At 64.9% G+C, this 22,373-nt stretch carries 27 protein-coding genes and 5 tRNA genes; 20 read left to right on the plus strand and 12 right to left on the minus strand.

Annotated elements, in window-relative coordinates; all coding sequences use genetic code 11:
• The first annotated feature begins 84 nt into the window (after window positions 1–84).
• Window positions 85–606, plus strand: coding sequence for a DUF3016 domain-containing protein (locus tag KUV81_RS09095; RefSeq protein ID WP_222543553.1), 522 nt, complete (start codon window positions 85–87; stop codon window positions 604–606).
• A gap of 39 nt (window positions 607–645) precedes the next feature.
• Here the strand turns inward: KUV81_RS09095 and KUV81_RS09100 are convergent, their stop codons facing one another.
• Window positions 646–957: a prephenate dehydrogenase gene (locus KUV81_RS09100; protein WP_222543554.1), complete on the minus strand. Its 312-nt coding sequence runs from the start codon at window positions 955–957 to the stop codon at window positions 646–648.
• 89 nt (window positions 958–1,046) lie between these two features.
• On the opposite strand from KUV81_RS09100, the gene KUV81_RS09105 reads away from it, so the two are divergent.
• On the plus strand, window positions 1,047–1,874 hold the full coding sequence (locus KUV81_RS09105; RefSeq protein ID WP_222543555.1) for a TraB/GumN family protein: 828 nt from the start codon (window positions 1,047–1,049) through the stop codon (window positions 1,872–1,874).
• A 10-nt stretch (window positions 1,875–1,884) separates the two neighbouring features.
• Here KUV81_RS09105 and KUV81_RS09110 read toward each other — a convergent pair whose 3' ends face one another.
• Window positions 1,885–2,433: a hypothetical protein gene (locus KUV81_RS09110; RefSeq protein ID WP_222543556.1), complete on the minus strand. Its 549-nt coding sequence runs from the start codon at window positions 2,431–2,433 to the stop codon at window positions 1,885–1,887.
• A gap of 56 nt (window positions 2,434–2,489) precedes the next feature.
• Window positions 2,490–3,512: an EF-P beta-lysylation protein EpmB gene (gene epmB, locus KUV81_RS09115; protein WP_222543557.1), complete on the minus strand. Its 1,023-nt coding sequence runs from the start codon at window positions 3,510–3,512 to the stop codon at window positions 2,490–2,492.
• Window positions 3,513–3,554: 42 nt separating this feature from the next.
• On the opposite strand from epmB, the gene efp reads away from it, so the two are divergent.
• The 7 genes from efp to KUV81_RS09150 all read left to right on the plus strand — a co-directional run bounded on the left by efp (window position 3,555) and on the right by KUV81_RS09150 (window position 8,685).
• Entirely contained in the window at window positions 3,555–4,127 is a 573-nt protein-coding gene (gene efp, locus KUV81_RS09120; protein ID WP_222543558.1) for an elongation factor P, read from the plus strand.
• Window positions 4,128–4,199: 72 nt separating this feature from the next.
• Window positions 4,200–4,460, plus strand: coding sequence for a hypothetical protein (locus tag KUV81_RS09125; RefSeq protein WP_222543559.1), 261 nt, complete (start codon window positions 4,200–4,202; stop codon window positions 4,458–4,460).
• Window positions 4,457–5,422 carry an elongation factor P--(R)-beta-lysine ligase gene (gene epmA, locus KUV81_RS09130; protein WP_222543560.1) on the plus strand — a complete coding sequence of 322 codons (966 nt, stop codon included), beginning with the start codon at window positions 4,457–4,459 and terminating at the stop codon, window positions 5,420–5,422. The genes KUV81_RS09125 and epmA overlap by 4 nt, the downstream gene beginning before the upstream one ends.
• Before the next feature lie 50 nt (window positions 5,423–5,472).
• Window positions 5,473–5,766 carry a hypothetical protein gene (locus KUV81_RS09135; RefSeq protein WP_222543561.1) on the plus strand — a complete coding sequence of 98 codons (294 nt, stop codon included), beginning with the start codon at window positions 5,473–5,475 and terminating at the stop codon, window positions 5,764–5,766.
• Window positions 5,767–5,820: 54 nt separating this feature from the next.
• Window positions 5,821–7,014 carry a hypothetical protein gene (locus KUV81_RS09140; RefSeq protein WP_409995569.1) on the plus strand — a complete coding sequence of 398 codons (1,194 nt, stop codon included), beginning with the start codon at window positions 5,821–5,823 and terminating at the stop codon, window positions 7,012–7,014.
• Entirely contained in the window at window positions 6,998–7,927 is a 930-nt protein-coding gene (locus KUV81_RS09145) for a metal ABC transporter solute-binding protein, Zn/Mn family (protein ID WP_222543563.1), read from the plus strand. The genes KUV81_RS09140 and KUV81_RS09145 overlap by 17 nt, the downstream gene beginning before the upstream one ends.
• Entirely contained in the window at window positions 7,927–8,685 is a 759-nt protein-coding gene (locus KUV81_RS09150) for a metal ABC transporter permease (RefSeq protein ID WP_222543564.1), read from the plus strand. The genes KUV81_RS09145 and KUV81_RS09150 overlap by 1 nt, the downstream gene beginning before the upstream one ends.
• A gap of 48 nt (window positions 8,686–8,733) precedes the next feature.
• Here KUV81_RS09150 and bfr read toward each other — a convergent pair whose 3' ends face one another.
• Window positions 8,734–9,216, minus strand: coding sequence for a bacterioferritin (gene bfr / locus KUV81_RS09155; RefSeq protein WP_222543565.1), 483 nt, complete (start codon window positions 9,214–9,216; stop codon window positions 8,734–8,736).
• Between the two features lie 105 nt (window positions 9,217–9,321).
• Window positions 9,322–9,513 (minus strand): bacterioferritin-associated ferredoxin, encoded by a 192-nt coding sequence (locus KUV81_RS09160; RefSeq protein ID WP_222543566.1) that lies wholly within the window; start codon window positions 9,511–9,513, stop codon window positions 9,322–9,324.
• A gap of 159 nt (window positions 9,514–9,672) precedes the next feature.
• On the opposite strand from KUV81_RS09160, the gene KUV81_RS09165 reads away from it, so the two are divergent.
• Window positions 9,673–9,888 carry a DUF6494 family protein gene (locus KUV81_RS09165; protein ID WP_222543567.1) on the plus strand — a complete coding sequence of 72 codons (216 nt, stop codon included), beginning with the start codon at window positions 9,673–9,675 and terminating at the stop codon, window positions 9,886–9,888.
• Here KUV81_RS09165 and KUV81_RS09170 read toward each other — a convergent pair.
• Window positions 9,872–10,768 (minus strand): D-2-hydroxyacid dehydrogenase, encoded by an 897-nt coding sequence (locus KUV81_RS09170; RefSeq protein WP_222543568.1) that lies wholly within the window; start codon window positions 10,766–10,768, stop codon window positions 9,872–9,874. The two genes, KUV81_RS09165 and KUV81_RS09170, sit on opposite strands and share 17 nt — an antisense overlap.
• Before the next feature lie 70 nt (window positions 10,769–10,838).
• On the opposite strand from KUV81_RS09170, the gene KUV81_RS09175 reads away from it, so the two are divergent.
• The gene (locus KUV81_RS09175; protein ID WP_222543569.1) at window positions 10,839–11,171 is read left to right on the plus strand and encodes a DUF3392 domain-containing protein; all 333 of its coding nucleotides are present in this window, start codon (window positions 10,839–10,841) and stop codon (window positions 11,169–11,171) included.
• Here KUV81_RS09175 and KUV81_RS09180 read toward each other — a convergent pair.
• From KUV81_RS09180 to rsgA, 5 genes are all read right to left on the minus strand, one after another.
• Window positions 11,134–11,889 carry a glycerophosphodiester phosphodiesterase gene (locus KUV81_RS09180; protein ID WP_222543570.1) on the minus strand — a complete coding sequence of 252 codons (756 nt, stop codon included), beginning with the start codon at window positions 11,887–11,889 and terminating at the stop codon, window positions 11,134–11,136. The two genes, KUV81_RS09175 and KUV81_RS09180, sit on opposite strands and share 38 nt — an antisense overlap.
• A gap of 12 nt (window positions 11,890–11,901) precedes the next feature.
• Window positions 11,902–15,075 (minus strand): mechanosensitive ion channel domain-containing protein, encoded by a 3,174-nt coding sequence (locus KUV81_RS09185; RefSeq protein ID WP_222543571.1) that lies wholly within the window; start codon window positions 15,073–15,075, stop codon window positions 11,902–11,904.
• Between the two features lie 74 nt (window positions 15,076–15,149).
• Window positions 15,150–15,995: a DMT family transporter gene (locus KUV81_RS09190; RefSeq protein ID WP_222543572.1), complete on the minus strand. Its 846-nt coding sequence runs from the start codon at window positions 15,993–15,995 to the stop codon at window positions 15,150–15,152.
• Window positions 15,996–16,018: 23 nt separating this feature from the next.
• Entirely contained in the window at window positions 16,019–16,885 is an 867-nt protein-coding gene (asd, locus tag KUV81_RS09195; protein WP_222544231.1) for an archaetidylserine decarboxylase, read from the minus strand.
• A gap of 22 nt (window positions 16,886–16,907) precedes the next feature.
• On the minus strand, window positions 16,908–17,960 hold the full coding sequence (rsgA, locus tag KUV81_RS09200) for a small ribosomal subunit biogenesis GTPase RsgA (protein WP_222543573.1): 1,053 nt from the start codon (window positions 17,958–17,960) through the stop codon (window positions 16,908–16,910).
• 87 nt (window positions 17,961–18,047) lie between these two features.
• Here rsgA and orn point away from each other — a divergent pair, with 87 nt between their 5' ends.
• From orn to KUV81_RS09235, 7 genes are all read left to right on the plus strand, one after another.
• Complete coding sequence (gene orn, locus KUV81_RS09205) at window positions 18,048–18,593, plus strand: oligoribonuclease (protein WP_222543574.1); 546 nt, start codon at window positions 18,048–18,050, stop codon at window positions 18,591–18,593.
• Window positions 18,594–18,691: 98 nt separating this feature from the next.
• Window positions 18,692–18,767 (plus strand) — tRNA-Gly (locus KUV81_RS09210).
• 34 nt (window positions 18,768–18,801) lie between these two features.
• A tRNA-Gly gene (locus tag KUV81_RS09215) sits at window positions 18,802–18,877 on the plus strand.
• Between the two features lie 32 nt (window positions 18,878–18,909).
• Window positions 18,910–18,985 (plus strand) — tRNA-Gly (locus tag KUV81_RS09220).
• A 115-nt stretch (window positions 18,986–19,100) separates the two neighbouring features.
• Window positions 19,101–19,176: transfer RNA gene (locus KUV81_RS09225), tRNA-Gly, on the plus strand.
• 116 nt (window positions 19,177–19,292) lie between these two features.
• A tRNA-Gly gene (locus KUV81_RS09230) sits at window positions 19,293–19,368 on the plus strand.
• A gap of 256 nt (window positions 19,369–19,624) precedes the next feature.
• On the plus strand, window positions 19,625–20,080 hold the full coding sequence (locus KUV81_RS09235) for a hypothetical protein (RefSeq protein ID WP_222543575.1): 456 nt from the start codon (window positions 19,625–19,627) through the stop codon (window positions 20,078–20,080).
• Between the two features lie 35 nt (window positions 20,081–20,115).
• Here the strand turns inward: KUV81_RS09235 and KUV81_RS09240 are convergent, their stop codons facing one another.
• On the minus strand, window positions 20,116–20,289 hold the full coding sequence (locus tag KUV81_RS09240) for a hypothetical protein (RefSeq protein WP_222543576.1): 174 nt from the start codon (window positions 20,287–20,289) through the stop codon (window positions 20,116–20,118).
• Window positions 20,290–20,413: 124 nt separating this feature from the next.
• Between KUV81_RS09240 and KUV81_RS09245 the strand changes: the two genes are divergently transcribed.
• Both KUV81_RS09245 and tsaE read left to right on the plus strand, forming a co-directional pair.
• Complete coding sequence (locus KUV81_RS09245) at window positions 20,414–21,898, plus strand: NAD(P)H-hydrate dehydratase (RefSeq protein WP_222543577.1); 1,485 nt, start codon at window positions 20,414–20,416, stop codon at window positions 21,896–21,898.
• 7 nt (window positions 21,899–21,905) lie between these two features.
• Window positions 21,906–22,370 carry a tRNA (adenosine(37)-N6)-threonylcarbamoyltransferase complex ATPase subunit type 1 TsaE gene (gene tsaE / locus KUV81_RS09250; protein ID WP_222543578.1) on the plus strand — a complete coding sequence of 155 codons (465 nt, stop codon included), beginning with the start codon at window positions 21,906–21,908 and terminating at the stop codon, window positions 22,368–22,370.
• Window positions 22,371–22,373: the final 3 nt, after the last annotated feature.

Genomic DNA, 22,373 nt, shown 5'->3' on the forward strand with positions numbered 1-22,373 from the left:
TCGTGCAATTATTTTTTGAATCTTTTTTGCTCTATTGCTTCTAAGTCAATGAAAGCAAAACGCTGTGCACTGAGGAGTTGGCAAATGAAAAAAATGATGTGGATGGTGTTGGCCCTGTTTAGCGGCGCGGCGATGGCCGAGGATGCGCCCAAGTGGCCGACCCAGGACGGCAATGTGACCGTGATTTGGCAGGAGCCCGATAACTACCGTGACGTAAAAACCGGTTCCGGGGTGCAATCCCGATACCAGAACCACGTGTTCGCCACCCTGGGCAAGCACCTGCAAAAGGGCATTGAGCCCAAGCTGGCCGAAGGGGAGAAGGTCACCATCACGGTGACGGATCTGGACCTGGCCGGTGATGTGCGCCCCTCCTTCGGTGCCACCCCCAACGACATCCGCATCGTGAAGAGCGTCTACCCGCCGCGGATCAACTTCAGCTACGAGGTCACCGCCGCCGACGGCAGCGTTAAAGCCTCCGGCGAAGAGAAGCTGGCGGATCTTGGCTTCGACAGCCGCAGCACCAACCGTTACCACAACGATGCCCTGCGCTTCGAGATGCGAATGCTGGACGACTGGGTCAGCAAGACCCTGGCCCCGCAGCTCTAACCCCAGATCAGAAAAGCCGCCCTCGGGCGGCTTTTTTCGTTAGGCGCCTTTGAGCTGCTGGCGCAGCTGATGCAAGGTGGTCAACAGCAGTTCGAGCTGTTGCACCATCTGGGGCAGGGCCTCGGCGTCGGGGGCGGCCTCGAACTGGGTCAGGGCCTGGGCCAGCTCCTGGACATAGGGGCCGAAGCGGTTGGCCTGGCTGGTGAAGCCGGCGTCCTCGCGGAAGATGGCGCTGAACTTGGCCTGGCCCTCCTGCTGCATGGCGTCCAACATGGCATCGGCATCGACGGCTTGGCGGTAGGCGGTTTGCAAGCTGTTGCGGTACTGCTCGATTACGGTGTCAAATGACATGGTTTGTCCTGTGTGCCTTGGCCTGTGAAAGGCGCCGATTATAACCCAACCCGGCCGACGATGCCCCGTCGGCCCCAAGTGAGGCCCCTATGCGCAGACTCCTGCTCCTGTTGCTGCTCTTCCCGCTCACCCTCTCGGCCGCCCCCGAGGATCGCCCCCCCTTCTTCCGGCTGGATCACCAGGGCCACACCGCCTGGCTGCTGGGCAGCATCCACGTCGGCTTGCCGGATTTCTACCCCTTCCCCGCGCCGGTGGAGCAGGCCCTGAGCGACGCCCGGGTGCTGGCCCTGGAAGCCAACCCCAGCGACCCCCAGCTGCCGGGTTTGATGCAGCGCTACGGCCGGGCCGAGGCGCCCCTGCCGGAGGAGCTGGCCCTTAGGGTGCAGCGCCACTGCCGGAGTCTCGGGATCCACTGTGATCTGGGGGCCAGCGCCTGGCTGCTCAGTGCCCAGCTGGCGCTGTTTGAGATGGCCAAGGCCGGCTACCAGCCGCAGATGGGGGTGGAATCCCACCTGCTGACCCGTCTGGAGTCCCGCCCCCTGTGGGAGCTGGAGGGGATGGAGCGTCAACTGGGGATCTTCACCGAGCTCTCCACCGAGGCGCAGCACCAGATGCTGGAGGCGGCCCTGGCCGGTGAAGACGCCGGGGCGCTGATCGACGCCTGGCGCGCCGGGGATCACGCGGCGCTGGACACTTTGATGCGCGAGGGGCTGGCGGACTCGCCGGAGCTGTGGCAACGACTGATGCTGTCGCGCAACGACCAGATGGCCTCGGTGATCGGTGACTGGCTGGGTCAGCAGGACAAGATCTTCATCGCCGTGGGCGCCGGCCACCTGGTGGGCGAAGAGGGGATCCCGGCCAAGCTGAGCGCCGCCGGGATCACCGTCACCGATTGCTGGCAGGCCAGCTGCCGCTGAGCGGTGCGGCTCAGGCCAGCTGCTGGTGCAGCCAGGCCTCGGCTTCGGCCGCCGCCCGGGCGTCGTAGCCCGGGGCACGGGGATTCAAAAAGCCGTGGTCGGCCTTAACAGTCTGCAGCGGGCCGTATTGGCCCAAGGTGGCCTGCTGGGCCTGGACGCCTGGGTCCGAGGCGCACAGCAGCATCGCCACCTCGCACTGAGGACGAACCGGCTCGGCAGGCAGGGCGCTGCCGTAAACCAGCACCGCCTTACGCACCTTGTGGGCCAGGGGGCCGGACAGCAGGGGCCAGAGGGCGTTGGCCCCGGCGCTGCAGGCCAGCAGGGTCAGGGGCTCCTCGGCCTGCTCCAGCAGAGCTTCCACCTTCTTCTGGTAGGTGGCCTTGCTGCAGCGGCGCAGGAAATAGTCGTAGGCCTGAGCCTCATCCTCGAAGAGGAAACGCTGGGTGCTGTAGGGATCCAGCACCTGCCAATGGGGGGCAACGGCCCCGAGGCGCTCAATGAAGGGATCCAGGGTGGCGTGTTGCCCCCAGATGTCGGTGATCAGCCAATGGCGGGACATGGGGCCTCCTTGCAGGTCAAACAATCCGGGCGCCAATCCTACCCAAGCCCGCGCCGTTAAACCAGTTTGAGATCCACCGGTGTCTTGCTGGGCTGACCGGCGATCTCCCGCACCAGTCGGGGCACCAGGAAGCCCGGCAGCCGGGTCAGCAGCTGGGCCATCAAATCTCGGGCCTGCGCTTCGGCCACCTCGAAGTGGGCGGCCCCCTGCACCCGGTCCAGCAGATGCAGGTAGTAGGGCAGCACCCCGGCGTCGAACAGCGCTTCGGCCAGGGCCACCTGGGTGTCGGCGTCGTCGTTGATCCCCTTGAGCAGCACCGATTGGTTCAGCAGGGTGACCCCCGCGGCCTTTAGCCGCGCCAGCCCGGCCACCAGGGCAGGCTGCAGCTCATTGGGGTGGTTGATGTGCAGCACCAGCACCACCTGCCAGGGAGCATTGGCCAACAGCCGCACCAGCTGGTCGGTGATTCGGTTGGGCAGCACCACCGGCAATCGGCTGTGGATCCTAAGCCGTTTCAGCTGCGGTAGGTCTCGAAACGACTCCAGCACGCCGGCCAGCTGGTCGTCCCGTGCCATCAAGGGATCGCCCCCGGAGAGCAGCAGCTCGTTGATGTTCGGGTCCGCGGCGATGTAGTCCCGGGCCTGGGCCAGCTCGGCCGGGCCCACCTTGTGATCGGCGTAGGGGAAGTGGCGGCGGAAACAGTAGCGGCAGTTGACCGCGCAGCCGCCGCGCAGCATCAGCAGCACCCGGCTTTGGTACTTGTGCAGCAGCCCCGGCTGGGGGCCGTCCTGCTCGCCGATGGGGTCGACACCAAAACCGGCCACCTGGGCGAACTCCTCCCCCACCGGCAGCACCTGGCGCAGCAGGGGATCCTGGGGATCCCCCGGCGTCATGGCGGCGGCAAAGGCCCGGGGCACCAGCATGGGAAACAGGCGACGGGCCTTGAGGCCGTCGCCAAACTGGGCCGGATCCAGGTCCAGATCGGCCAATAGGGCTTCGGGGGTGCGGTAGGCGTCGGCCAGATCGCGTTGCCAGGCACGGTCAACACCCTGCACAGCGGCGGGATTTCGGGTTATCATTGAGCGGTTAAACTTCAACAGAACGGCTGGAAGAGAGTAAAGATGGCTTCTTACGCAACAAACGAATTTCGTTCCGGGCTAAAGATAATGCTGGACGGCGAGCCGTGCAACATCATCGAGAACGAGTTCGTTAAGCCGGGCAAAGGCCAAGCCTTTAACCGAGTGAAAATCCGCAAACTGCTGACCGGCAAGGTGCTGGAAAAGACCTTTAAATCCGGTGAGTCCGTGGAAGCGGCGGACGTCATGGACCACGAGCTGGCCTACCTCTACAACGACGGTGAGTTCTGGCACTTCATGAACAACGACACCTTCGAGCAGATCGCCGCCGACGCCAAGGCGGTGGGCGACTCGGAGAAGTGGCTGGTGGAGCAGGACGTCTGCACCATCACCGTGTGGAACGGCAACCCCATCACCGTCACTCCGCCGAACTTCGTGGAACTGGAAGTGACCGAGACCGATCCGGGCCTCAAGGGCGACACCCAGGGCACCGGCGGCAAGCCTGCCACCCTGGTGACCGGCGCCGTGGTGCGCGTGCCCCTGTTCATCGCCATCGGTGAGGTGGTTAAGGTGGACACCCGCACCGGCGAGTACGTCGAGCGCGTGCGCGCCAAGTAAGCCCCCCCGGGTGGCCAAGTGACAACAAACAGTGGGCCCCGGCCCACTGTTTTTCGTTTTGAAGGAGCGGCAATGCGCCCCGTGATACTGATTCTCCTGCTGGCCGGTTGCGCCGGGAGCCTGCCCCCGGAGCAGGCTGAGCAGCACCAGGCCCGCATGGCGGCCGAAGCCGCCGCCCTGCAGGGCGCCAACCGCACCCTGGACTCCCAGGGCCAACCCCAGGCGGTGGGGGGCGAATGCCGTACCCACATCGGCCAGCATTGCCCCCTGTGGGGGGACAGCCCGGTGGGGGTGCCCTGTCGCTGTGGCGATGAGGCGGGGGTGGTGCAATGAGCTGGCAACCGACCGCGCCCATGGCCAATCTGCAACGCCGCGCCGAACTGCTCGCGACGATCCGCGCCTTTTTTGCCGAGCGGGGCGTGTGGGAGGTGGACACTCCCAGCCTGTCCCAGGCGGCCGTCACCGACGTGCACCTGCACAACTTCGACACCCGCTTTGTGGGCCCGGGGGCGGCCCAGGGGATCCCCCTCTACCTGATGACCTCGCCGGAGTTTCACATGAAGCGGCTGCTCTGCGCCGGCAGCGGTTCCATCTATCAGCTGTGCCGCAGCTTCCGCAACGAGGAGGCGGGGCGGTTCCACAACCCGGAGTTCACCATGCTGGAGTGGTACCGGGTGGGCTTCGACCATCACGCCCTGATGGATGAGATGGCCGAGCTGCTGATGCGGGTGCTCGACTGCGGCGAGCCCCAGCGGATGACCTATGCCGAGGCGTTTTATGGGGTGCTGGGGGTGGATCCTCTGACCGCCACGCTGGATGCCTTACGTCAGCTGTGTCAGCAGCACGGCATGGGCGATCTGGCGCAGCGGGAAACCGACGGCGACACCCTGCTGCAACTGCTGTTCGCCACCGTGGTGGAGCCGAAGATCGGCCAGAGGGTGCCGGCAATGGTGTACCACTTCCCCGCCTCCCAGGCGGCCCTGGCCCGCATTGATGAGGCCGACCCCAGGGTGGCCCGCCGCTTCGAGGTCTACTTCAAGGGGGTGGAGCTGGCCAACGGTTTCCACGAGCTGGCGGACGCCGCCGAGCAGCGGGCCCGGTTCGAGCAGGACAACCTGCAGCGTCGGACCCTGGGGCTGCCTGAGCGTCCCATCGACGAGGCGCTGATCGCCGCGCTGGCCGCCGGCCTGCCCGATTGCGCCGGCGTGGCCCTGGGGGTGGATCGTCTGCTGATGTTGGCCCTGGGCGCAGAATCGATACAGGATGTGATCCCCTTCCCAGTTTTTTCCGCCTGAGGTAGTATGGGGCCGCCCCGGATGGCGGCTTGCACTTCCATGGAGAGATCGTGACCTCGAGCCTGCGCGCTTTTGCACTGTTGATGGCCCTGTGGCTGCTGGCGATATCGCTGGCGGCCCCGGCGCACGAGCTCAGTCACGTCCATGACGAGGTCACCCTGTCCGAGCAGTGTGACTTCTTCGCCCATCAGAGCCAGCTGCAGCAGCTGCTGAGTCACGCCGATGTGGCGCTGCCTTCTCTGGCTCCCGAGCCGTGGTCCGGCCCGGTCCGGCCTGAAGCCTCGCCCCGCCTACCGCAGCGCCTCTACGGCGCCCGCGCCCCCCCTGTTGATCCGCGAGTTTAACCCTACTGCTAATGGCACCGATTGCTCGGTGTCCGAACTCGACCCCGTTTTAGGATCAACAAAATGAACAACCGCATTGCTGTTGCCGTCGGCCTGGTGCTGAGCGGCATGACCACCTCCGCCATCGCTGCCCCCAGGGGCACCCTGACCAACCCCAACCTCTCCGTGGTGCTGGACGGCTACTACCAGGACGGCGAGCGTGCCATGGGTGAGCGCGAAGAGGGCTTTGGCCTGGGGCACACCGAGCTGGCCCTCTCTGCCGCCATCGACGACAAGTTCTACGGCAAGCTGACCGCCGTGCTGGAAACCCACGACGGCGAAACCGAGATTGGCCTGGAAGAGGCCTTTATCCAGACCCTGGCGATGCCGGCGGGCTTCTCCATTCGCGCCGGTCGCTTCCTCTCCGACATCGGTTACCTCAACAACCAGCACCTGCACACCGACGCCTTTGTCGAGCGTCCGGCCGCCTATCGCGCCTTCCTCGGTGGCCACTACTTCGATGACGGGATTCGGGTGAATTGGGTGGCCCCCACCGAGACCTACCTCGAGTTCGGGGGGGAGGTGTTCAGCGGCGACCCCTTGCAGGCGGAAGATCTGGAGCACGCCGAAACCGTGGGCGTCTACCACCTCTACACCAAGCTCGGTGGCGACATCGGCCGCTCCCACAGCTGGCAGGCCAGCCTCTCCTGGCTGCGCAATGAAAACGGTCAGGGCCACCTGGAAGAGCATGATCACGACCATGTCGAGGCCCTGAACGAGCACGACCATGACCACGGCCACGGCGCCAACTTCACCGGTCGCGATCTCTACAACATCGCGGCGGTGTACAAGTGGGCCCCGGGAGGCAACTACAAGAACAACCACCTGACCCTGAGCGCCGAGTACTTCTACCTGGATGCCCCCTTCGAAGAGGCCCATGACGCCCACGACGAAGACGAGCACGCACCGGAGTACTACGATGGGTGGTACCTGTCCGGGGTCTACCAGTTCAACCCCAGCTGGTCCGCCGGCCTGCGCTACGGCGAGATGAGCGCGGCCCTGTGGGAGGAGCACGGTGACCACGGCCACTTCCACGACGCCAAGGTGAAGGAAACCGAAGCCATGGTGGCCTGGCACCCGAGCCACTACTCCGCGGTGCGCCTGCAGTACACCCATCAGGACGTGACTGAGCTGGGTGATTTCGACGATCACGTCATTACCCTGCAATACGTGATGACCCTGGGGGCCCATGGTGCACACCAATTCTGATTCGCCTCGACTGAGCGCCCTGCCGCTGCTGGCCCTGCTGGCGGTGGCGCTGCTCTGGGCCCCGCGCAGCTGGGCCCTGTCGGTGTTCGCCTGCGAACCGGAGTACGCGGCGCTGGTGAGCGAATTGGCGCCGGAGGCGTCGGTCTACAGTGCCACCACGGCGCTGCAGGACCCGCACCAGATCCAGGCCCGGCCCAGTCTCATCGCCAAGGTGCGCCGGGCGGATCTGCTGGTCTGTGCCGGGGCCGAGCTGGAGGTGGGCTGGTTGCCGATGCTGCAGATGAAGGCCAACAACCCCAAGGCCCGCGACGGCCAGCCGGGGATGTTCTACGCCGCCGAGCAGGTGGAGACCCTGGACCAGCTGACCCAGGTGGACCGCACCATGGGGGACGTCCACGCGGACGGGAATCCCCATCTGCAGTTCTCGCCGAGTCGGATGCTGGCCATCGCCGAGGCGCTGACCGAGCGTCTGGCTCAGGTCGACCCGCAGAACGCCGAGGCCTATCGGACCAACCTGGCGGACTTCCGCGCCCGCTGGCAGGCCGCCATCCCACGCTGGGAAGCTCAGGCGGCCCCGCTCAAGGGTAAGAAGGTGATCGCCTACCACACCAGCTTCCGTTACCTGTTCGACTGGCTGGGGATGGAGCAGGTGGGGGATCTGGAGCCCAAACCCGGACTGCCGCCCACTACCGGTCACCTGGCGACCCTGCTCAAGCGGGCCGATGAGGGCGACCTGATGGCGGTGATCCACACCGGCTACCAGGACAGCCGTGGTGCCCAGTGGCTGGCGGACCGGGCAGCACTGCCCCGGGTTCGTCTGCCGTTTGGCCCAGGAGAGGAGGGGATCGCCGATCTCTTCGCTCTCTATGACCGAGTCATCGCTCAGCTGGTGACGGTGGCGGAGGCCCAGTGATGTTTGATGCCACCCTGCTCAGTATCCTCTTGCCGGCCATGGCCGCCGGTGTCCTGGTGCTGGCCAGTCACGTGGTGATGGGCCGCCAGGTGCTGGCCCGTGGCATCATCTTCATCGATCTGGCCCTGGCACAGATCGCCGCGCTGGGGGCGGTGCTGGCCCACACCCAGCACGATCTGGTGCACCTGCCGGGGATGGAGTGGCTGCTGCCGGCCCTCTTTGCCCTGGCCGGGGCGGCGCTGATCGCGGTGCTGGAGCGTCACTACAAGGCGGAGCTGGAGGCGCTGATCGGCTGCCTCTACGTGCTCTCCGCGGTGGCGGCGATGCTGGTGCTGGCCAACGATCCCCACGGCGGTGAACTGCTCAAGCAGCTGCTTTCGGGCCAGATACTCTGGACCGACTGGGAGGGCCTGCGCCTGCCGGCGCTGATCACCCTGGTGGTGCTGGGGCTGCTGGCCTGGCGTCCGGGGCTGCTCAACGGCAGCGCCTTCTACGCGCTCTTTGCCCTGGTGATCACCGCGTCGGTGCAGCTGGTGGGGGTCTACTTGGTGTTCTCCAGCCTGATCCTACCGGCCCTCGCGGTCAATCGCCTGAGCGGCCGCCGGGCCCTGGTCTGGGGCTACCTGACCGGCCTGGTGGGCTACGGCGCCGGACTCTGGCTCTCCGCCGGGTTGGACTTGCCCTCCGGGGCCACCATCGTCTGTACCCTGGCGGTCACCGCCTTGGTGGTGCGGGTGCTTGCCCCGCCCGGCCGGTAACGTAAACAGGGACGCCGAGGCGTCCCTGTTTTTTTACGCGTTCGGAGGTTAACCCTCCTCCTCGTCGATGGTCTGGGTCTGCAGGTAGTTCTGAATGCCCACCTTGTCGATAAGCTCCAGCTGGGTCTCCAGCCAATCCACGTGCTCCTCCTCGTCTTCGAGGATGTCCTGCATCAGGTCGCGGCTGACAAAATCCCGCACCGATTCGCAGTAGGCGATCCCTTCGCGCAGGTCCGGAATGGCGTCCATCTCCAGGCTGAGGTCGCACTCCAGCATCTCCTTGGTGTGCTCTCCGATCCGCAATTTACCCAGGCTCTGAAGATTGGGCAGCCCTTCGAGGAAGAGGATGCGCTCGATCAGGTGGTCGGCGTGGTTCATCTCGTCGATGGACTCGTGATACTCCTTGTCCGCGATCCGCTTCAAGCCCCAATCCTTGTACATCCGGGCGTGAAGAAAGTACTGGTTGATGGCGATCAGTTCGTTGCCCAGCACCTTGTTGAGGTGGGCAATGACTTTGGGGTCCGCTTTCATGGCGCAGTTCCTTGGCTGTGGGGATTAGCCAAGCTTAGGCAAGGGGAGAGAAACGCGCCAAAAGCCCTCCCCCGGAGTGGGGGTGGGTGGAAACGACAATCGGCGTCAGGCCACTTCGTAGTAGTTGGGCGTCACGTCGAGTTGTTGCTGCATCACCTCCAAGGTGGTCTTGATGCACTTGCCGCACTGGGTGCCCACGTTCAGGCGCTTCTGCAGGGTTTTCAGGTCCAGGGCACCGTCGTCCACCGCCTGTTTTACCTGCTTGTCCGTCACGCCGTAGCACACACACACGTACATCGTTGCCTCGAAGATTACTGCCTGTCAGTGAAGCTGATGCTAAATGCAAACGATTCGCATGTCTAATTGCAATTTAGTGCATTTCTGGCCGGTTGGGCGGGTTGCGGTTATAAAAAACTGTGAGTTAGATCAGACCGGGATAAGCCCCAGGAGGAAGAAATGACGCAAGAACAAATGGATATGGCGATTCGCCGTTTTTTGAAGGAGGTGGGGATCACCAGCCACCGTGCCCTGGCCGAGGCGATCGCCGAAGCCGAGAAGGCGGGCCGGCTGGCGCCCGGGGCTCCCATCAAGGTCAGCATGACCCTGCAGGCCCCCGAGCTGGGGCTGGAGCACAAGCTGGACGGCACCCTGGATCTCAATAGCCCCGAGTGAAGTCCACCTGGTGGGCCAGCGGCTCACCCCGGCGGTAGCGGGCCAGGTTATCGAGAAACTGCTGGGCGATCTGCTCGGCGAAACTGGTGGCGGCGATGTGCGGCGTCAGGGTGATCCCCGGGTGTGACCACAGGGGGGAGGCCGGCGGCAGTGGCTCCTGCTCGAACACGTCCAGCACCGCGTGGCCCAGGGCCCCGGCATCCAGCTGGGCCAGCAACGCCGGGTGATCCAGGGTGTGGCCCCGGCCGACGTTGATCAGCAGGGCGTGGGCCGGCAGGGCGGCCAGGGCGTGCGCATCCAGCAGGCCCCGGCTTTGCGGCGTGTTGGGCAGCACCGACACCAGCACGTCGGCCTGGCCCAGGGCTGCAGTCAGCTCGGCCACCGGATGCACCCGCTCAAATCCCGCTTTGGCGTCGCCGCTGCGGCTGACTCCCAGCACCGTCATGCCGAAGGCATTGGCCACCCGGGCGATGCTCTGGGCGATGCTGCCGGTGCCCAGCAGCACTAGGGTTTGACCGGCAAGGGTGGCGTAAGGGTGGGGGGCCCACTGGCCAGCGTCCTGCTGGGCGGCGTAGCGGGGCAGGTGACGCAGTCGGGACAGCAGGTGGGCAAAGACGTACTCGGCCATCAGGGGGCCGAAGATCCCCCGGACGTTGGTGAGCCGGTAGTCCCTGGGCAGGTCCGACGCCATCAGCGGATCCACCCCGGCAAAGGTGCTGGCCAACCAGGCGGGACGGTGCCCCTGGCGCAGCAGGGTGGCAGCCCGGGCCGGCTCCGCCAGCCAAATGCTCGCCTGTGTGGGATCCTCGCTGATCTCACAGCCGGACAGCCGGGCCCGGTAGTCGGCGTCATCACCGGTCAGCAGCAGAATTTTTTCCATGGAATCCAACTTCTTGTTCCTGTTGTCGCTGTAAGATACGAACAATTGCTGACAAGTGAAAGGAGGACGGATGTCCTGGTTGTCCGACTTGATTGCCGCGGTGGGCGGCTCCCTCTACCCCTACCTGGGCTCCATCGCCACCGCGATGGTGGCCTGCACCCTGGTGGTGCTGCACGGCGATCTCCAGGGGTTTCTGCGTGCCCGGATCCGCACCTGGCCCTTTGTGATGCGCACCCTGATCTACGTGCTGCTGATCGCCTTCGGTTACGGATTGCTGATCACCGCCGCGGCCCCCTGGCTGGCGGGCAAGCTGGCGCTGCTGACCGCCCAGTGGCTGCTGGCGGTGGTGGTGGCCACCTTCCTCTTTATCGGTCTGTGGGCCGAGCGGCACCGCCAGATCTGAAGCCGCACCCTCCCGGGGGGCGGGTCTCGCCCCCCAGCACCGACCGGGCCCGGTCCGGGTGGTTGGTGAAGATCCCATCCACCCCCAGCGCCCGCATCGCCTTCATGTCTTCGGGCTGATCCACGGTGTAGACGTACACCTTGAGCCCCCTTCGGTGGGCGTCCGCCACCAAAGCCGCATCGACAAAATCCACATCGACGTTCACCGAGTGGGCGCCCAGGGCGCTGCCAAAGGCCGCGTAATCCTGCGGCAGGCTGGCGGTGAGGGCGCCGATGGCCAGGTCGGGCCGCTCGGCTTTGAGCTGGGCCAGCAGGGGGTGGTGGAAGGAGGAGATAAGAAACTGCGCCGGCCGGTAGCCCAGCTCCCGCTCGGCCCGGGCCAGGATGGCCAGCAGCGGCGCCAGGGTGTCGTGGCCCTTGAGCTCCAGGTTGAGATCGCAGCGCCCGGCGACACGTTCGAGCACCTGCCACAGGGTGGGCACCGGCTCGCCGTTGCCGGCATCCAGTTGGGCCAGCGCGGCCAGGGAGGCATCCTGCAGCCGGCCCTGGCCATTGGTGGTCTTGTGCAGCCAGCGGTCGTGGAGCACCACCAGGGTGTCCTCGACCCGTTGCAGGTCCAGCTCGATGGCGTCGGCGCCCTGGGTCAGGGCCAGGTCCATGGCCGCCAGGGTGTTCTCCGGGGCCTGCCCGGAGGCCCCCCGGTGGGCAAAGATCAGCATGGTCTCGCGTCCTTAGCGGATGAGTCCGCTCTCCTTGGTGTCGCCGGATTTGATGTGCAGGTCCATCTGCGGGTAGGCCAGCACCACGCCGGCCTCGCGGAACTTGGCGATGATGCGCATGTGCAGATCGTGGCGCAGGGGCCAGCGTTTGCCCATCTCGTCGGCGTAGGCCCGCAGCTCGAAATCCTGGGTGTGGCTGCCAAAGCCACCGAAGTAGATCTCCGGCTCCGGCTGCTCCAGGGCCAGGGAGCACTCCTTGACGGCCTGGTGCAGCAGGGCTTCCACCAGCACCGGATCCGAGTCCCGGGCCACCGCCACCCGCATGCTGACCCGGGTGATGGGATCCGAGAGGGACCAGTTCACCAGCTGTTCGGTGATGAACGCCTTGTTGGGGACGATGATCTCCTTGCGGTCCCAGTCGACGATGGTGGTGGCGCGGATCTGAATTTTGGAGACGGTGCCGGTCAGCTCGCGGATGGTGACGGTGTCGCCGATGCGGATCGGTTTCTCAAACAGGATGATGAGGCCGGAGATGAAGTTGGCGAAGATCTCCTGCAGGCCAAAGCCCAGGCCCACGGTGAGGGCGGCGATCAGCCACTGCATCTTGTTCCAGGCCAGCCCCAGCAGCGAGAAGGTGATGAACACCCCGACCATATAGACCAGGTACTTGGTGACCGTGGTGATGGCAAAACCGGTGCCGGGGCTGAGCTCGAGTCGCTGCAGCAGCACCAGCTCCAACAGGCCCGGCAGGTTGCGGGCGATCATGCCGGTGAACACCGCCACCAGGGCGGCGGTGGCGAAGGACATCAGGGTGATGGGCAGATCCTGCTCCACCCCGTCCAGCATCTGGGTGCTGGACCACAGGGTGATCCCCTCCAGGAAGCTGAACATGGCGGAGTGGGTCTGGCTCCACAGGGCGATGAGCGACAGCAGGAAAGCGAGGATCATCAGGCTGCGCATCAGGCCCAGGGACTGGGTCGAGATGGTGTCCAGATCGATCTGCGGCTCCTCGATGCTCTCCAACTGCCCCTCGGCGCTGTTGGCCGGCACCGCCTCCTCCTTCTCCCGCTCCCGCTGGGCCAGCAGGTCGGCCCGGCGCGCCTTGGCCCGCTCGAACTGCAGCCGGCGGCGCTCGATCAGGGTCCAGCGTTTTACCATCAGGTAGGCCAGCAGGTAGAGGATGGCCAGCAGCACCGTCAGTTGGGCCTGGCTGAGCACCTGCATGGCGCTGTAGTAGTAGCCCTGGGCGGCGAGCCCCAGGGCCACCAGGGGCACCAGGATCAGCACCAGCCAGATCAGCCGCTCCAGCAGCCGCCGATTGGTTCGGTTGCGGCTGTGGTGTTTGTGGTACTGGCTGGCGAAGCGGGCCATGCGCCGGTAGAAGTAGGCCAGCGCCAGACAGAGCAGCAGGAAGGCACCCCGGCCCAGGCTGGCGCGGATCATCTCCAGGTCCAGCGCCTCGGTGAGCACCACCAGCAGCACCATGGGGGAGACCACCATCAGGCACTTGCGCAGGAAGCGGCGCATGTGCGCCACCAGCGGTGGGTGGCGACGGAAGTGGGCGATGAGCAACCCGTCCTCCCGGGCCAACTGGTGGATCACCCAGTAGATCTGCACCAGCAGGGCGGTGAACAGCAGCGCCTTGCCCAGGGCCTGGGCGAACAGGTGGCCGGTGCTCATGCTCAGCAGGCCCCCGGCGGCCCACAGGGGCAGGGGGGCCAGCAGGCTGTAGGTGGCGGCGGTCAAAAGGGCGAAGAAACTGGCGCTGAAGCGGTCCTGGGTCACGTTACCTATGTGCCGGGCCTGGCGCGCCCGGGCCCGGGCGTAGGGGCCCTTGAGCAGATCGCTGAGCACCACCACCAGCACCAGCAGCACCAGGTAGAGGGACCACCAGGTGCGGTTCTGAGCCACCGCGTCGGCCAGCTCCTTGAGCCGTTGGGTATCGAACAGCCAGGCGAGGCTCAGCCCCAGCTCCTTGCTCCAGTTGCGATCCAGCGGGCGGCTGTTGGGCAGCCAGAACAGGTGCTCGGTGATCAGGCGACGGAAGCGATCCGACTGAAGCTCCAGCTGATCCTGCTGCAGCTTGTAGCGGGTCAGCTCCAGCACCAGCTCCTCGTGGGCGGCGATGATCTGCTCCAGCAGCTGGGCCTGACGCTCCCACAGGTCCCGGCGCGGTTCGTTGTTGTCCGCCCGACGCAGCTGACGCATCAGCTGCTCCCGTTGCTGCTCGTAGTCGTAACGAGACAGTCGGGACTGGCTCAGTTGCCGACCGGTGTCGGTGTCGAAGCTCTGGCGTTCCAGCTGATTGAGCCTGCGGATCAGCGACTCGCCGAAGGCGGCGCTGACCACCCCCCACTGGAGTTGCTCCTCGGTTTCCACCAGGTGGGTGCTCTGTGTCTGGTATTGCTGTTCAATGTCCACCACCTGACGACCCAGACGCTCCAGTCGTCCATTGACCCGGGCCAGGGCTCGGGCCAACTCGGCGTTCTCTTCGCTGAGTTTGCTAAGCGAGGGATCGGCACTGGCCTGGGGCAGGGTGGTGGTCAGGGCGGTGCGGCTCTGGGCCTGGCGCTGGGCGGAGGCGGCGTCGTTGAGGTTGGCCAGGCGCTGCTCCAGATCCCCCTGCTGGTTGTGCACCAGGCGTTCGCGCAGCTGCACCAGTTGCAGCTGCAGCGGCAGGGCCTTCTGCTCCGCCTGCAATGTCTGCACCAGTTGTTGGAAGTAGGCCTGGCGGGCCCGGGCCAGGGGATCCTTGCCGGCGCTGAGGGCCAGCTTGAGCTGGGCGGCCGCCTGCTGCTCGATCTGCGGCAGATCGGCGATGCGCTTGCGGGATTGGGCGCGCATCTGGGCCAGGGCGGCGGCGCTGGATTTGAGCTCCTGTAGCTCCAGGTGGACCAGGGAGATCTGCTGGGTAACCGGCTGGTCGTCGTCCACCGCGGTGGGCAGCGCATGGTTAAGCTGGCTCTGCAGCTGCGCCTGCAGCACCGGGAACTCCTCGATGAGCTCCTGATGCTGACTGAGCTGGTTCTCCAGCTGGCGGCGCTGCTCGGCCCACTGCTGGGCCGTGGTCTGGGTAGGTTCCTGGTTGCCGAAGGGCGCCAGGCGACGCTCCAGCGAGAAGGGGGAGCTGGCTTGGGCGCTCAGGGTGAACAACAGGGCAAGCAGGAGCAGAAGGTGGCGCCGCATGGTGATGAATACTTTGCTGGACTGGCTACAAGGCTAGCTCAGTGTAACCAAGAAAACCTAGAGTGCCTATGACGTTAGCGTCGATGTGCTCGTGCGGTCTCATAAAGGGCAGCGGCCAGGATCAGGGTGCCCCCCAGCAGGGTCTTGAAGTCCGGCCACTCCGCCAGAAGCGCCGCCGCCAGGGCGGTGGCGTAGAGGGGTTGCAGGCAGGAGACCAGGCTGATGGTTTTGGCGCTTAAGCTCCTCAGCGACTGGGACAGCAGGGCATGGGGCAGGGCGGTAAAGCCCAGCCCCAGCAGCAGCAACAGGCCCCAATCGCCGCCACTCAAGCTGCCCTCGGGCCACTGGCACCAGGGCAACAGCATCAGCGCCGCCACGCTGGTCTGGTAGGCCATGGTCTGACTGCCGCCGTAGTGGCTGAAGTGGCGCTTCTGCAACAGGTTGCGGGCGGTGAACAGGGCGGCGGAGAGCACCCCCAGCAGCACCCCTCGGGTGATCTCACTCTCCAGGCTGGGGGTGGGCACCAGCAGGATCACCCCCAGCAGCACCGTCAGGGCACTGAGCAGGTCTACTCCTTCCGGCCGCTGACCCGCCAGCAGGGGCTCGGCCAGCACCGTCATCACCGGATAGCAGAAAAAGGCGATCATGCCGATGGCCACCGTGGAGTACTGCATGGCGGCAAAGTAGGTGGCCCAGTGCAGACCGATAAGCATGCCCAGCACCACCACGATGCCGTAGTCCCGGGCGCGGTGCAGGCGGGTGCGTTGGCGGGTGAGCAGCAGCAGGCTGAACAGGGCCAGGCCGGCGAGCACCGAGCGCAGCGCGGTGATCTCCGTGGCGGGCAGGGGGATCAGCTTGGAGAACAGGGCGGTGCCGCTGAACAGCAGCACCGCCAGGTGGAGTTGCAGGCTTGGGGTCATCGCAACGTCCCTGTTGCGGCCGGTCAGTCGGTCTTGACCTTGGCCATGGCCCGGCCCAGGCGGGTGGTGCTGCCGGGACCGAAGTCGTCGTCGAACGCCTCCAGCATGTCGCGGCCGAAACAGGCCACCACGGTGCTGCCCAGTTTGAAGCGGCCCATCTCCTCGCCCTTGGCCAGGTGCACCGCCTGATCGCCCTCGGCGGGGTAATCCCAGGCAAACACCTGGCTACCGGTGGGCGGGGTCACGGTGCCGGCCCAGACAGTCTCGATGCTGGCGACGATGGTGGCGCCCACCAGCACCATGGCCAAGGGGCCGTGCTCGGTGTCGAAGATGGTGACCACCCGTTCATTGCGGGCAAACAGGCCGGGAACGTTCTCGGTGGTCAGCGGGTTGACCGAGAAGAGATCGCCGGGGACATACACCATGCGGCGCAGGGTGCCGGCCACCGGCATGTGGATGCGATGGTAATCCTGGGGCGACAGGTAGATGGTGGCGAACTGGCCCTCCTTGAAGGGCTCGGCGTCCTGCTCGAAACCGCCCAGCAGCTCCTTCAGGCCGAAATCGTGGCCCTTGGCCTGGAACAGGCGCTCGTCCCGGATGGGACCGCACTGGCTGACCTTGCCGTCCACCGGTTGCAGCAGCAGATTCTCCCCCTCGGCCAGCGGCCGCAGCCCGGGCTTGAGCTCACGGGTAAAGAAGTCGTTGAAGGTCTTGAAGGCCTTGGGATCTTCGATCAACGCCTCTTCCATCTTGATGTCGTACTGGCGGATGAACCATTTGATGAAGGCGGTGGTCGCCGGGCCCGCTTCGGACGCGGCAAACTTGCCCACCAGACGTGACAGGGCGTGCTTGGGCAGGATGTACTGCAGATTGACTTTAAGTTTGTCCAGAGACACTGGGTTACCTTGGGAGTTACTTGTCGGTTAACGGGTTGCCGAAGTGGCGGCTCGGTTTGTCCGTATTCATGGTGTCCAGAATACGGTGGTAATTGTCAAATCGTTGGCGGCTGATCTGGCCGGATTCCACTGCGGCGCGCAGGGCACAGCCGGGGTCGTCGCCGTGCTTGCAGTCGCGGAACTTGCAACTGCCCAGCACCTCGCGAAACTCCTTGAAGCCCCAGGTGACCCGCTCCGGCTCCAGGTGCCAGAGGGCGAATTCGCGCACCCCGGGGGAGTCGATAAGGTCGCCGCCGCCGGTAAAGTGCAGCAGCCGGGCGGTGGTGGTGGTGTGCTGGCCCAGACCGGAGTTGCTGGACACCTCGCCGGTGAGCAACTCGGCGTCCGGCAGCAGCTGGTTGATCATCGAGGACTTGCCGACGCCGGACTGACCCACAAAGATGCTGATCTTGTCCTTGAGGCATTCGGCCAGCTCGGCCATCCCCTCACCGTTGTGGCTGCTCACCAGGTAAATGGGGTAGCCGATCGCCCGGTAGGGGGCCAGAGTGGCCTCCACCTGGGGCCAGTCGGCTTCCTCCAGCAGGTCCACCTTGTTCAGCACCAGCACCGGCGGGATCCCGGTGTCCTCGGCGGCCACCAGGTAGCGGTCGATGATCTGGGCCGACAGCTCGGGCACCACGGCGGACACCACCAACATCTGGTCGACATTGGCGGCCACCACCTTGAGGCCATCGTAGTAATCGGGGCGGGTGAGCTGACTGCGACGGGGGTGGACCGCTTCCACCACCCCGGCGATACCGGCCAGCTGCTCGGCCCCCTTGCGCCAGGCCACGTCGTCGCCCACCACCAGGCTGTCGATGCCGCGGCGCAGGTTACAGCGGAAAATCGCCCCTTCGGGGTCCTCGACGTCGGCGTGCTGGCCGAAACGGCTGACGATGCGCCCGCTGAGCTGGGGGCCCAAGGCGTCGTTGTCCCACTCGACCTCGTTCTCCCCTTTGAGCCGTTTTTTCTGGTTGGCCCGTACCCGTCTCAGCTGCCCTTTTGTCAGCTTTTTCTTGCCTTTGCTCACGTCGCTCCTGGCGAAACCTGTGTCGACACTCAAATAAACCCGTATGATACTACGTTCTGACCAAAAAGCCCGTAGCGAGAGGCCTGGATGGCACAGCATGCCAGCAATCTGATCTGGATCGACCTGGAGATGACCGGTCTGGATCCGGAAGAGAACACCATCATCGAGATCGCCACCATCGTCACCGACAGCCAACTGAATGTCTTGGCGGAGGGACCGGTGCTGGCGGTCCACCAGCCGGAGTCGGAACTGGCCAAGATGGACGAGTGGAACCAGCGCACCCACGGTGAAAGTGGGCTGGTCGAGCGGGTGCGGGCCAGCACCGTCGACTTGGCCGAAGCGGAGCGCCAGACTTTGGCCTTCCTGGCCCAGTGGGTGCCCGAGGGCGCCTCCCCCATCTGCGGCAACAGCGTGGGTCAGGACCGACGCTTCCTGGTCAAATACATGCCAAAGCTGGAGGCCTACTTCCATTACCGCTACCTGGATGTCAGCACCATCAAGGAGCTGGTCCGGCGCTGGCAGCCGGCGCTGATGAACGAGTTCAGCAAGTCCGGATCCCACCAGGCACTGGAGGATATTCGCGAATCCATTGCCGAACTGGCGTTTTATCGGCGCAAAGTTTTCACTATTTGAGCAGTCGGGCTGAAATTAAAAATTGGGGGGTTGCAGGGCAGAGGTTTTTGCTTATAATGCGCCCTCGCTTGGGACGAAATGGTCCCGGCACCTGTGATGCGGCACTAGCTCAGCTGGTAGAGCGCAACCTTGCCAAGGTTGAGGTCACGAGTTCGAACCTCGTGTGCCGCTCCAGTTTCCAAGCCTTCCTTTGGGAAGCACCCTCGAAGCGGCACTAGCTCAGCTGGTAGAGCGCAACCTTGCCAAGGTTGAGGTCACGAGTTCGAACCTCGTGTGCCGCTCCAATTTCCAAGTCTTCCTCTGGAAGCACCGTGAAGCGGCACTAGCTCAGCTGGTAGAGCGCAACCTTGCCAAGGTTGAGGTCACGAGTTCGAACCTCGTGTGCCGCTCCAATTTCCAAGTCTTCCTCTGGAAGCACCTGTGAAGCGGCACTGGCTCAGTGTGGTGACAGAGCGTAGCGCAACCTAAGGGATGCCCCTCTGCACACTAAATAGTGCAAAGAATTAAGCGGCACTAGCTCAGCTGGTAGAGCGCAACCTTGCCAAGGTTGAGGTCACGAGTTCGAACCTCGTGTGCCGCTCCAATTTCCAAGTCTTCCTCTGGGAAGCACCTGTGAAGCGGCACTGGCTCAGTGTGGTGACAGAGCGTAGCGCAACCTAAGGGATGCCCCTCTGCACACTAAATAGTGCAAAAAATTAAGCGGCACTAGCTCAGCTGGTAGAGCGCAACCTTGCCAAGGTTGAGGTCACGAGTTCGAACCTCGTGTGCCGCTCCAAATCGCCAAAAAAGCCACCCCATCGGGTGGTTTTTTTGCGTTCAGGCGCGGGCTGAAACCGCGCTTTGCCCACCTGCCGGATCGCCTTTTCAGAGGAAACGGCCTTTATCCTCGCTGTTGCGATTTTGTGATCCAGGCGGCGGGTGCTATCGCCAAAAGATGACCCTCTTCAAATCTTTTCCTCGGCTAGGCTTCCATAATCAGATCAAACTTTCTGTATCACGGGTGATTTCCCGTTCTTCTCTGGAGCCCGACTATGCGTTTTCAGCAGTTAAAAGAGATCCTGGAACATCTGATCGACAGCCGCGAGGCGCTGGGGCAACTCTATCGCCGGATGGAGCACCAGGCCGACTCCCCCCGGGCCAAGATGTTGCTGGAGTACATGGTGATCCATGAGAAAGAGGTCACCGAGAAGCTGACCGCCTACCTGGACGAGGCGCCGATCAAGGTGCTGGACACCTGGTTTGAGAACGTCCAGGGCGAAGATTTCGTCGCCCTGTGTCAGCAAACGGCCCTGCCGGCCACCATGACCGAACAGGACATCCTGGGTAAGGCGCTGGATCTGGAGAACCGCCTGCTGGATCTGCTGCACGCGGCGCTGGAAGTGGCCCCCACCCAGGACGTGAAATCCGCCATCGAGTCCCTGCTTCAAGCGGAGCGGGTGCGGCAGCAGCGGTTCGTGCACAGCACCATGCGAATGGACGACATGTAAACAAAAACGGCGACCTCAGGGTCGCCGTTTCGACATCAGGGCTCTTTGCGGTTGGCCGACTCCGACGGCGGCAACATCACCATCACCAGGTTGAGGGTGACCATCACCACCCCCAGCACCATCAGTGCCTGAATCAACAGGGTGGACTGAATGGGCAGGGTTAACAGCAGCGCGGTGACGCAGAGCAACAGCAAGGTCATCAGCATCATAATGTTACACATTCCTTGTTGTTTTCGGCTTTTACCCGATCCAGCGCAATGCTGACCTCCGATCCGGGAACTACAGTCTAGTTGAATTTTCCTCAATTTGACTTTGGACTCCGGACCCCACTCTATGCGCGCTGATCTTGCCCTACTGCCTGCCCACCTGTACGACGCCGACCACATTCGCACCCGGGAACCGCAGATCGCGGCGCAGTTGTCGCTGGAGCTCTACCAGGTGATGGAGGCGGCCGGTGCCGCCGCCTGGCAGTGCCTCGAGGCGCGCTGGCCGGAGGCGTCGCGGCTTTTGGTGATCTGCGGTCGGGGCAACAACGGCGGCGATGGTTATGTGCTGGCCCGGCTGGCCCAGGCCGCCGGGCGCACCGTCTGGGTGGCCCAGGCGGAGCCGGAGCGGCCCTTAAGTGGTGACGCCGCCGAAGCCCAGCACCGCTTCTTCGACGCCGGTGGCAGCGTGGTCGACCTGGCCGAAACCTGGCCCCAGGTGGACCTGCTGGTGGACGGGCTGCTGGGCACCGGCCTGGCGGGCGAGCTGAGCGAGGAGATGGTGTCCGTTATCGAGCGCATCAACGACCTGCGCCTGCCGGTGCTGGCCCTCGACATCCCCTCCGGCATTGCCGGCAACACCGGCCAGGCCTGCCCGGTGGCGGTCAAGGCCGACGCCACCCTTACCTTTGTCGGGGCCAAGCCGGGGCTGCTGACCGGTGCTGCGCCGGCCCACATCGGCGAGTTGGCCCTGGCGCCGCTGCAGTTGGGGGCGGTGCTGGCCGAGGATCAACCCCAGGTGCGCAAGTGCGCCCTGGAGGACTACCACGATTACCTGGGGCCCCGGCGCATCGACAGCCACAAGGGCGACCATGGCCATGTGGTGATCCTGGGGGGCCAGCCAGGCATGGCGGGGGCGGTGCGCCTGGCCGGCGAGGCGGCACTGCGTACCGGGGCCGGCCTGGTCTCCGTCGTATCGCGGCCGGAGAACCTGGCCCAAATCCAGGCCGGGCGCCCGGAGCTGATGACCAAGGGGGTGGAGATCGTCGACATGGAGGTGTACGCCCAACTGGGTTGGGCCCACGCCATCGCCTTAGGGCCCGGTATGGGACAGAGCGACTGGGCTCGCCACCTGCTGATCGGGGCGGTCAAGAGTGAACGGCCCCTGGTGGTGGACGCCGACGCCCTCAACATGTTGGCCCGGGACCCGCAGCGCCTCGACCACTGGGTCCTGACCCCCCACCCCGGAGAAGCGGCCCGCCTGCTCGGTTGCAGTACCGAGGAAGTGCAGGCGGATCGCTTTGCCGCGGTCCGCGCCCTGCAGCAACGCTACGGCGGTGTGGTGGTGCTCAAGGGGGCGGGCACGTTGATCGACGACGGCGAAACCCTCTACCTGGCCCCGGTGGGCAACCCGGGGTTGGCCACCGGAGGCAGCGGCGATCTGTTATCTGGTATAATCGCCGGCCTGTTGGCACAGGGGCTGCCGCCGGTCGTCGCGGCGTGTTGTGGTGTCTGTGTCCATGGTGAAGCGGCGGATGAGGCGGCGGTCCAGGGTGAGCGGGGCATGCTGGCCTCGGATCTGCTGCCCCACATCCGTCGATTGGTCAATCCCTAGAGGTGCTATGACGTCTCATCACTGTTTTCTGGCCGGGGAGTCCGACACCCTGGCTTTGGGCCAGCGCCTGGCTGGCCTGCTCCAGGCCCCCTTCGTGATCCACCTGCATGGGGATCTGGGCGCCGGCAAGACCACCCTGACCCGGGGGCTTGTTCAGGCGTTGGGGCATACCGGGGCGGTGAAAAGCCCCACCTATACCCTGGTTGAGCCCTATGAACTGGGGGACTGGCAGGTCTACCATTTCGATCTCTACCGCCTGGCAGATGCGGAAGAACTTGAATTTATGGGTATCCGTGATTATTTTGCCGACAATACCCTTGCGTTGGTGGAGTGGCCCAGCAAAGGGGAGGGCGTACTGCCGGCACCGGATCTGAGCATCACGCTGGCGTACCACGATGAGGGACGGCAGGTCACCTTGACCAGCCACAGTGAGCGGGGGGCCACCCTGCTGGCAACGCTGCGAGAAGAATGAACC

It is taken from the genome of Ferrimonas balearica (assembly GCF_019802085.1).
Taxonomy (GTDB): Bacteria; Pseudomonadota; Gammaproteobacteria; order Enterobacterales; family Shewanellaceae; genus Ferrimonas; species Ferrimonas balearica_B.

What these genes read in the sequence shown, in the direction of transcription:
- epmA (WP_222543560.1), top strand. Translation starts at nt 4,457, where the DNA reads ATGAGCTGGCAACCGACCGCGCCCATGGCCAATCTGCAACGCCGCGCC.
- KUV81_RS09105 (WP_222543555.1), top strand. Translation starts at nt 1,047, where the DNA reads ATGCGCAGACTCCTGCTCCTGTTGCTGCTCTTCCCGCTCACCCTCTCG.
- tsaE (WP_222543578.1), top strand. Translation starts at nt 21,906, where the DNA reads ATGACGTCTCATCACTGTTTTCTGGCCGGGGAGTCCGACACCCTGGCT.
- KUV81_RS09245 (WP_222543577.1), top strand. Translation starts at nt 20,414, where the DNA reads ATGCGCGCTGATCTTGCCCTACTGCCTGCCCACCTGTACGACGCCGAC.
- KUV81_RS09150 (WP_222543564.1), top strand. Translation starts at nt 7,927, where the DNA reads ATGTTTGATGCCACCCTGCTCAGTATCCTCTTGCCGGCCATGGCCGCC.
- KUV81_RS09110 (WP_222543556.1), bottom strand. Translation starts at nt 2,433, where the DNA reads ATGTCCCGCCATTGGCTGATCACCGACATCTGGGGGCAACACGCCACC.
- orn (WP_222543574.1), top strand. Translation starts at nt 18,048, where the DNA reads ATGGCACAGCATGCCAGCAATCTGATCTGGATCGACCTGGAGATGACC.
- KUV81_RS09190 (WP_222543572.1), bottom strand. Translation starts at nt 15,995, where the DNA reads ATGACCCCAAGCCTGCAACTCCACCTGGCGGTGCTGCTGTTCAGCGGC.
- bfr (WP_222543565.1), bottom strand. Translation starts at nt 9,216, where the DNA reads ATGAAAGCGGACCCCAAAGTCATTGCCCACCTCAACAAGGTGCTGGGC.
- KUV81_RS09160 (WP_222543566.1), bottom strand. Translation starts at nt 9,513, where the DNA reads ATGTACGTGTGTGTGTGCTACGGCGTGACGGACAAGCAGGTAAAACAG.
- KUV81_RS09125 (WP_222543559.1), top strand. Translation starts at nt 4,200, where the DNA reads ATGCGCCCCGTGATACTGATTCTCCTGCTGGCCGGTTGCGCCGGGAGC.
- KUV81_RS09185 (WP_222543571.1), bottom strand. Translation starts at nt 15,075, where the DNA reads ATGCGGCGCCACCTTCTGCTCCTGCTTGCCCTGTTGTTCACCCTGAGC.
- KUV81_RS09175 (WP_222543569.1), top strand. Translation starts at nt 10,839, where the DNA reads ATGTCCTGGTTGTCCGACTTGATTGCCGCGGTGGGCGGCTCCCTCTAC.
- KUV81_RS09095 (WP_222543553.1), top strand. Translation starts at nt 85, where the DNA reads ATGAAAAAAATGATGTGGATGGTGTTGGCCCTGTTTAGCGGCGCGGCG.
- KUV81_RS09180 (WP_222543570.1), bottom strand. Translation starts at nt 11,889, where the DNA reads ATGCTGATCTTTGCCCACCGGGGGGCCTCCGGGCAGGCCCCGGAGAAC.
- KUV81_RS09165 (WP_222543567.1), top strand. Translation starts at nt 9,673, where the DNA reads ATGACGCAAGAACAAATGGATATGGCGATTCGCCGTTTTTTGAAGGAG.
- KUV81_RS09170 (WP_222543568.1), bottom strand. Translation starts at nt 10,768, where the DNA reads ATGGAAAAAATTCTGCTGCTGACCGGTGATGACGCCGACTACCGGGCC.
- KUV81_RS09240 (WP_222543576.1), bottom strand. Translation starts at nt 20,289, where the DNA reads ATGATGCTGATGACCTTGCTGTTGCTCTGCGTCACCGCGCTGCTGTTA.
- epmB (WP_222543557.1), bottom strand. Translation starts at nt 3,512, where the DNA reads ATGATAACCCGAAATCCCGCCGCTGTGCAGGGTGTTGACCGTGCCTGG.
- KUV81_RS09235 (WP_222543575.1), top strand. Translation starts at nt 19,625, where the DNA reads ATGCGTTTTCAGCAGTTAAAAGAGATCCTGGAACATCTGATCGACAGC.
- KUV81_RS09100 (WP_222543554.1), bottom strand. Translation starts at nt 957, where the DNA reads ATGTCATTTGACACCGTAATCGAGCAGTACCGCAACAGCTTGCAAACC.
- efp (WP_222543558.1), top strand. Translation starts at nt 3,555, where the DNA reads ATGGCTTCTTACGCAACAAACGAATTTCGTTCCGGGCTAAAGATAATG.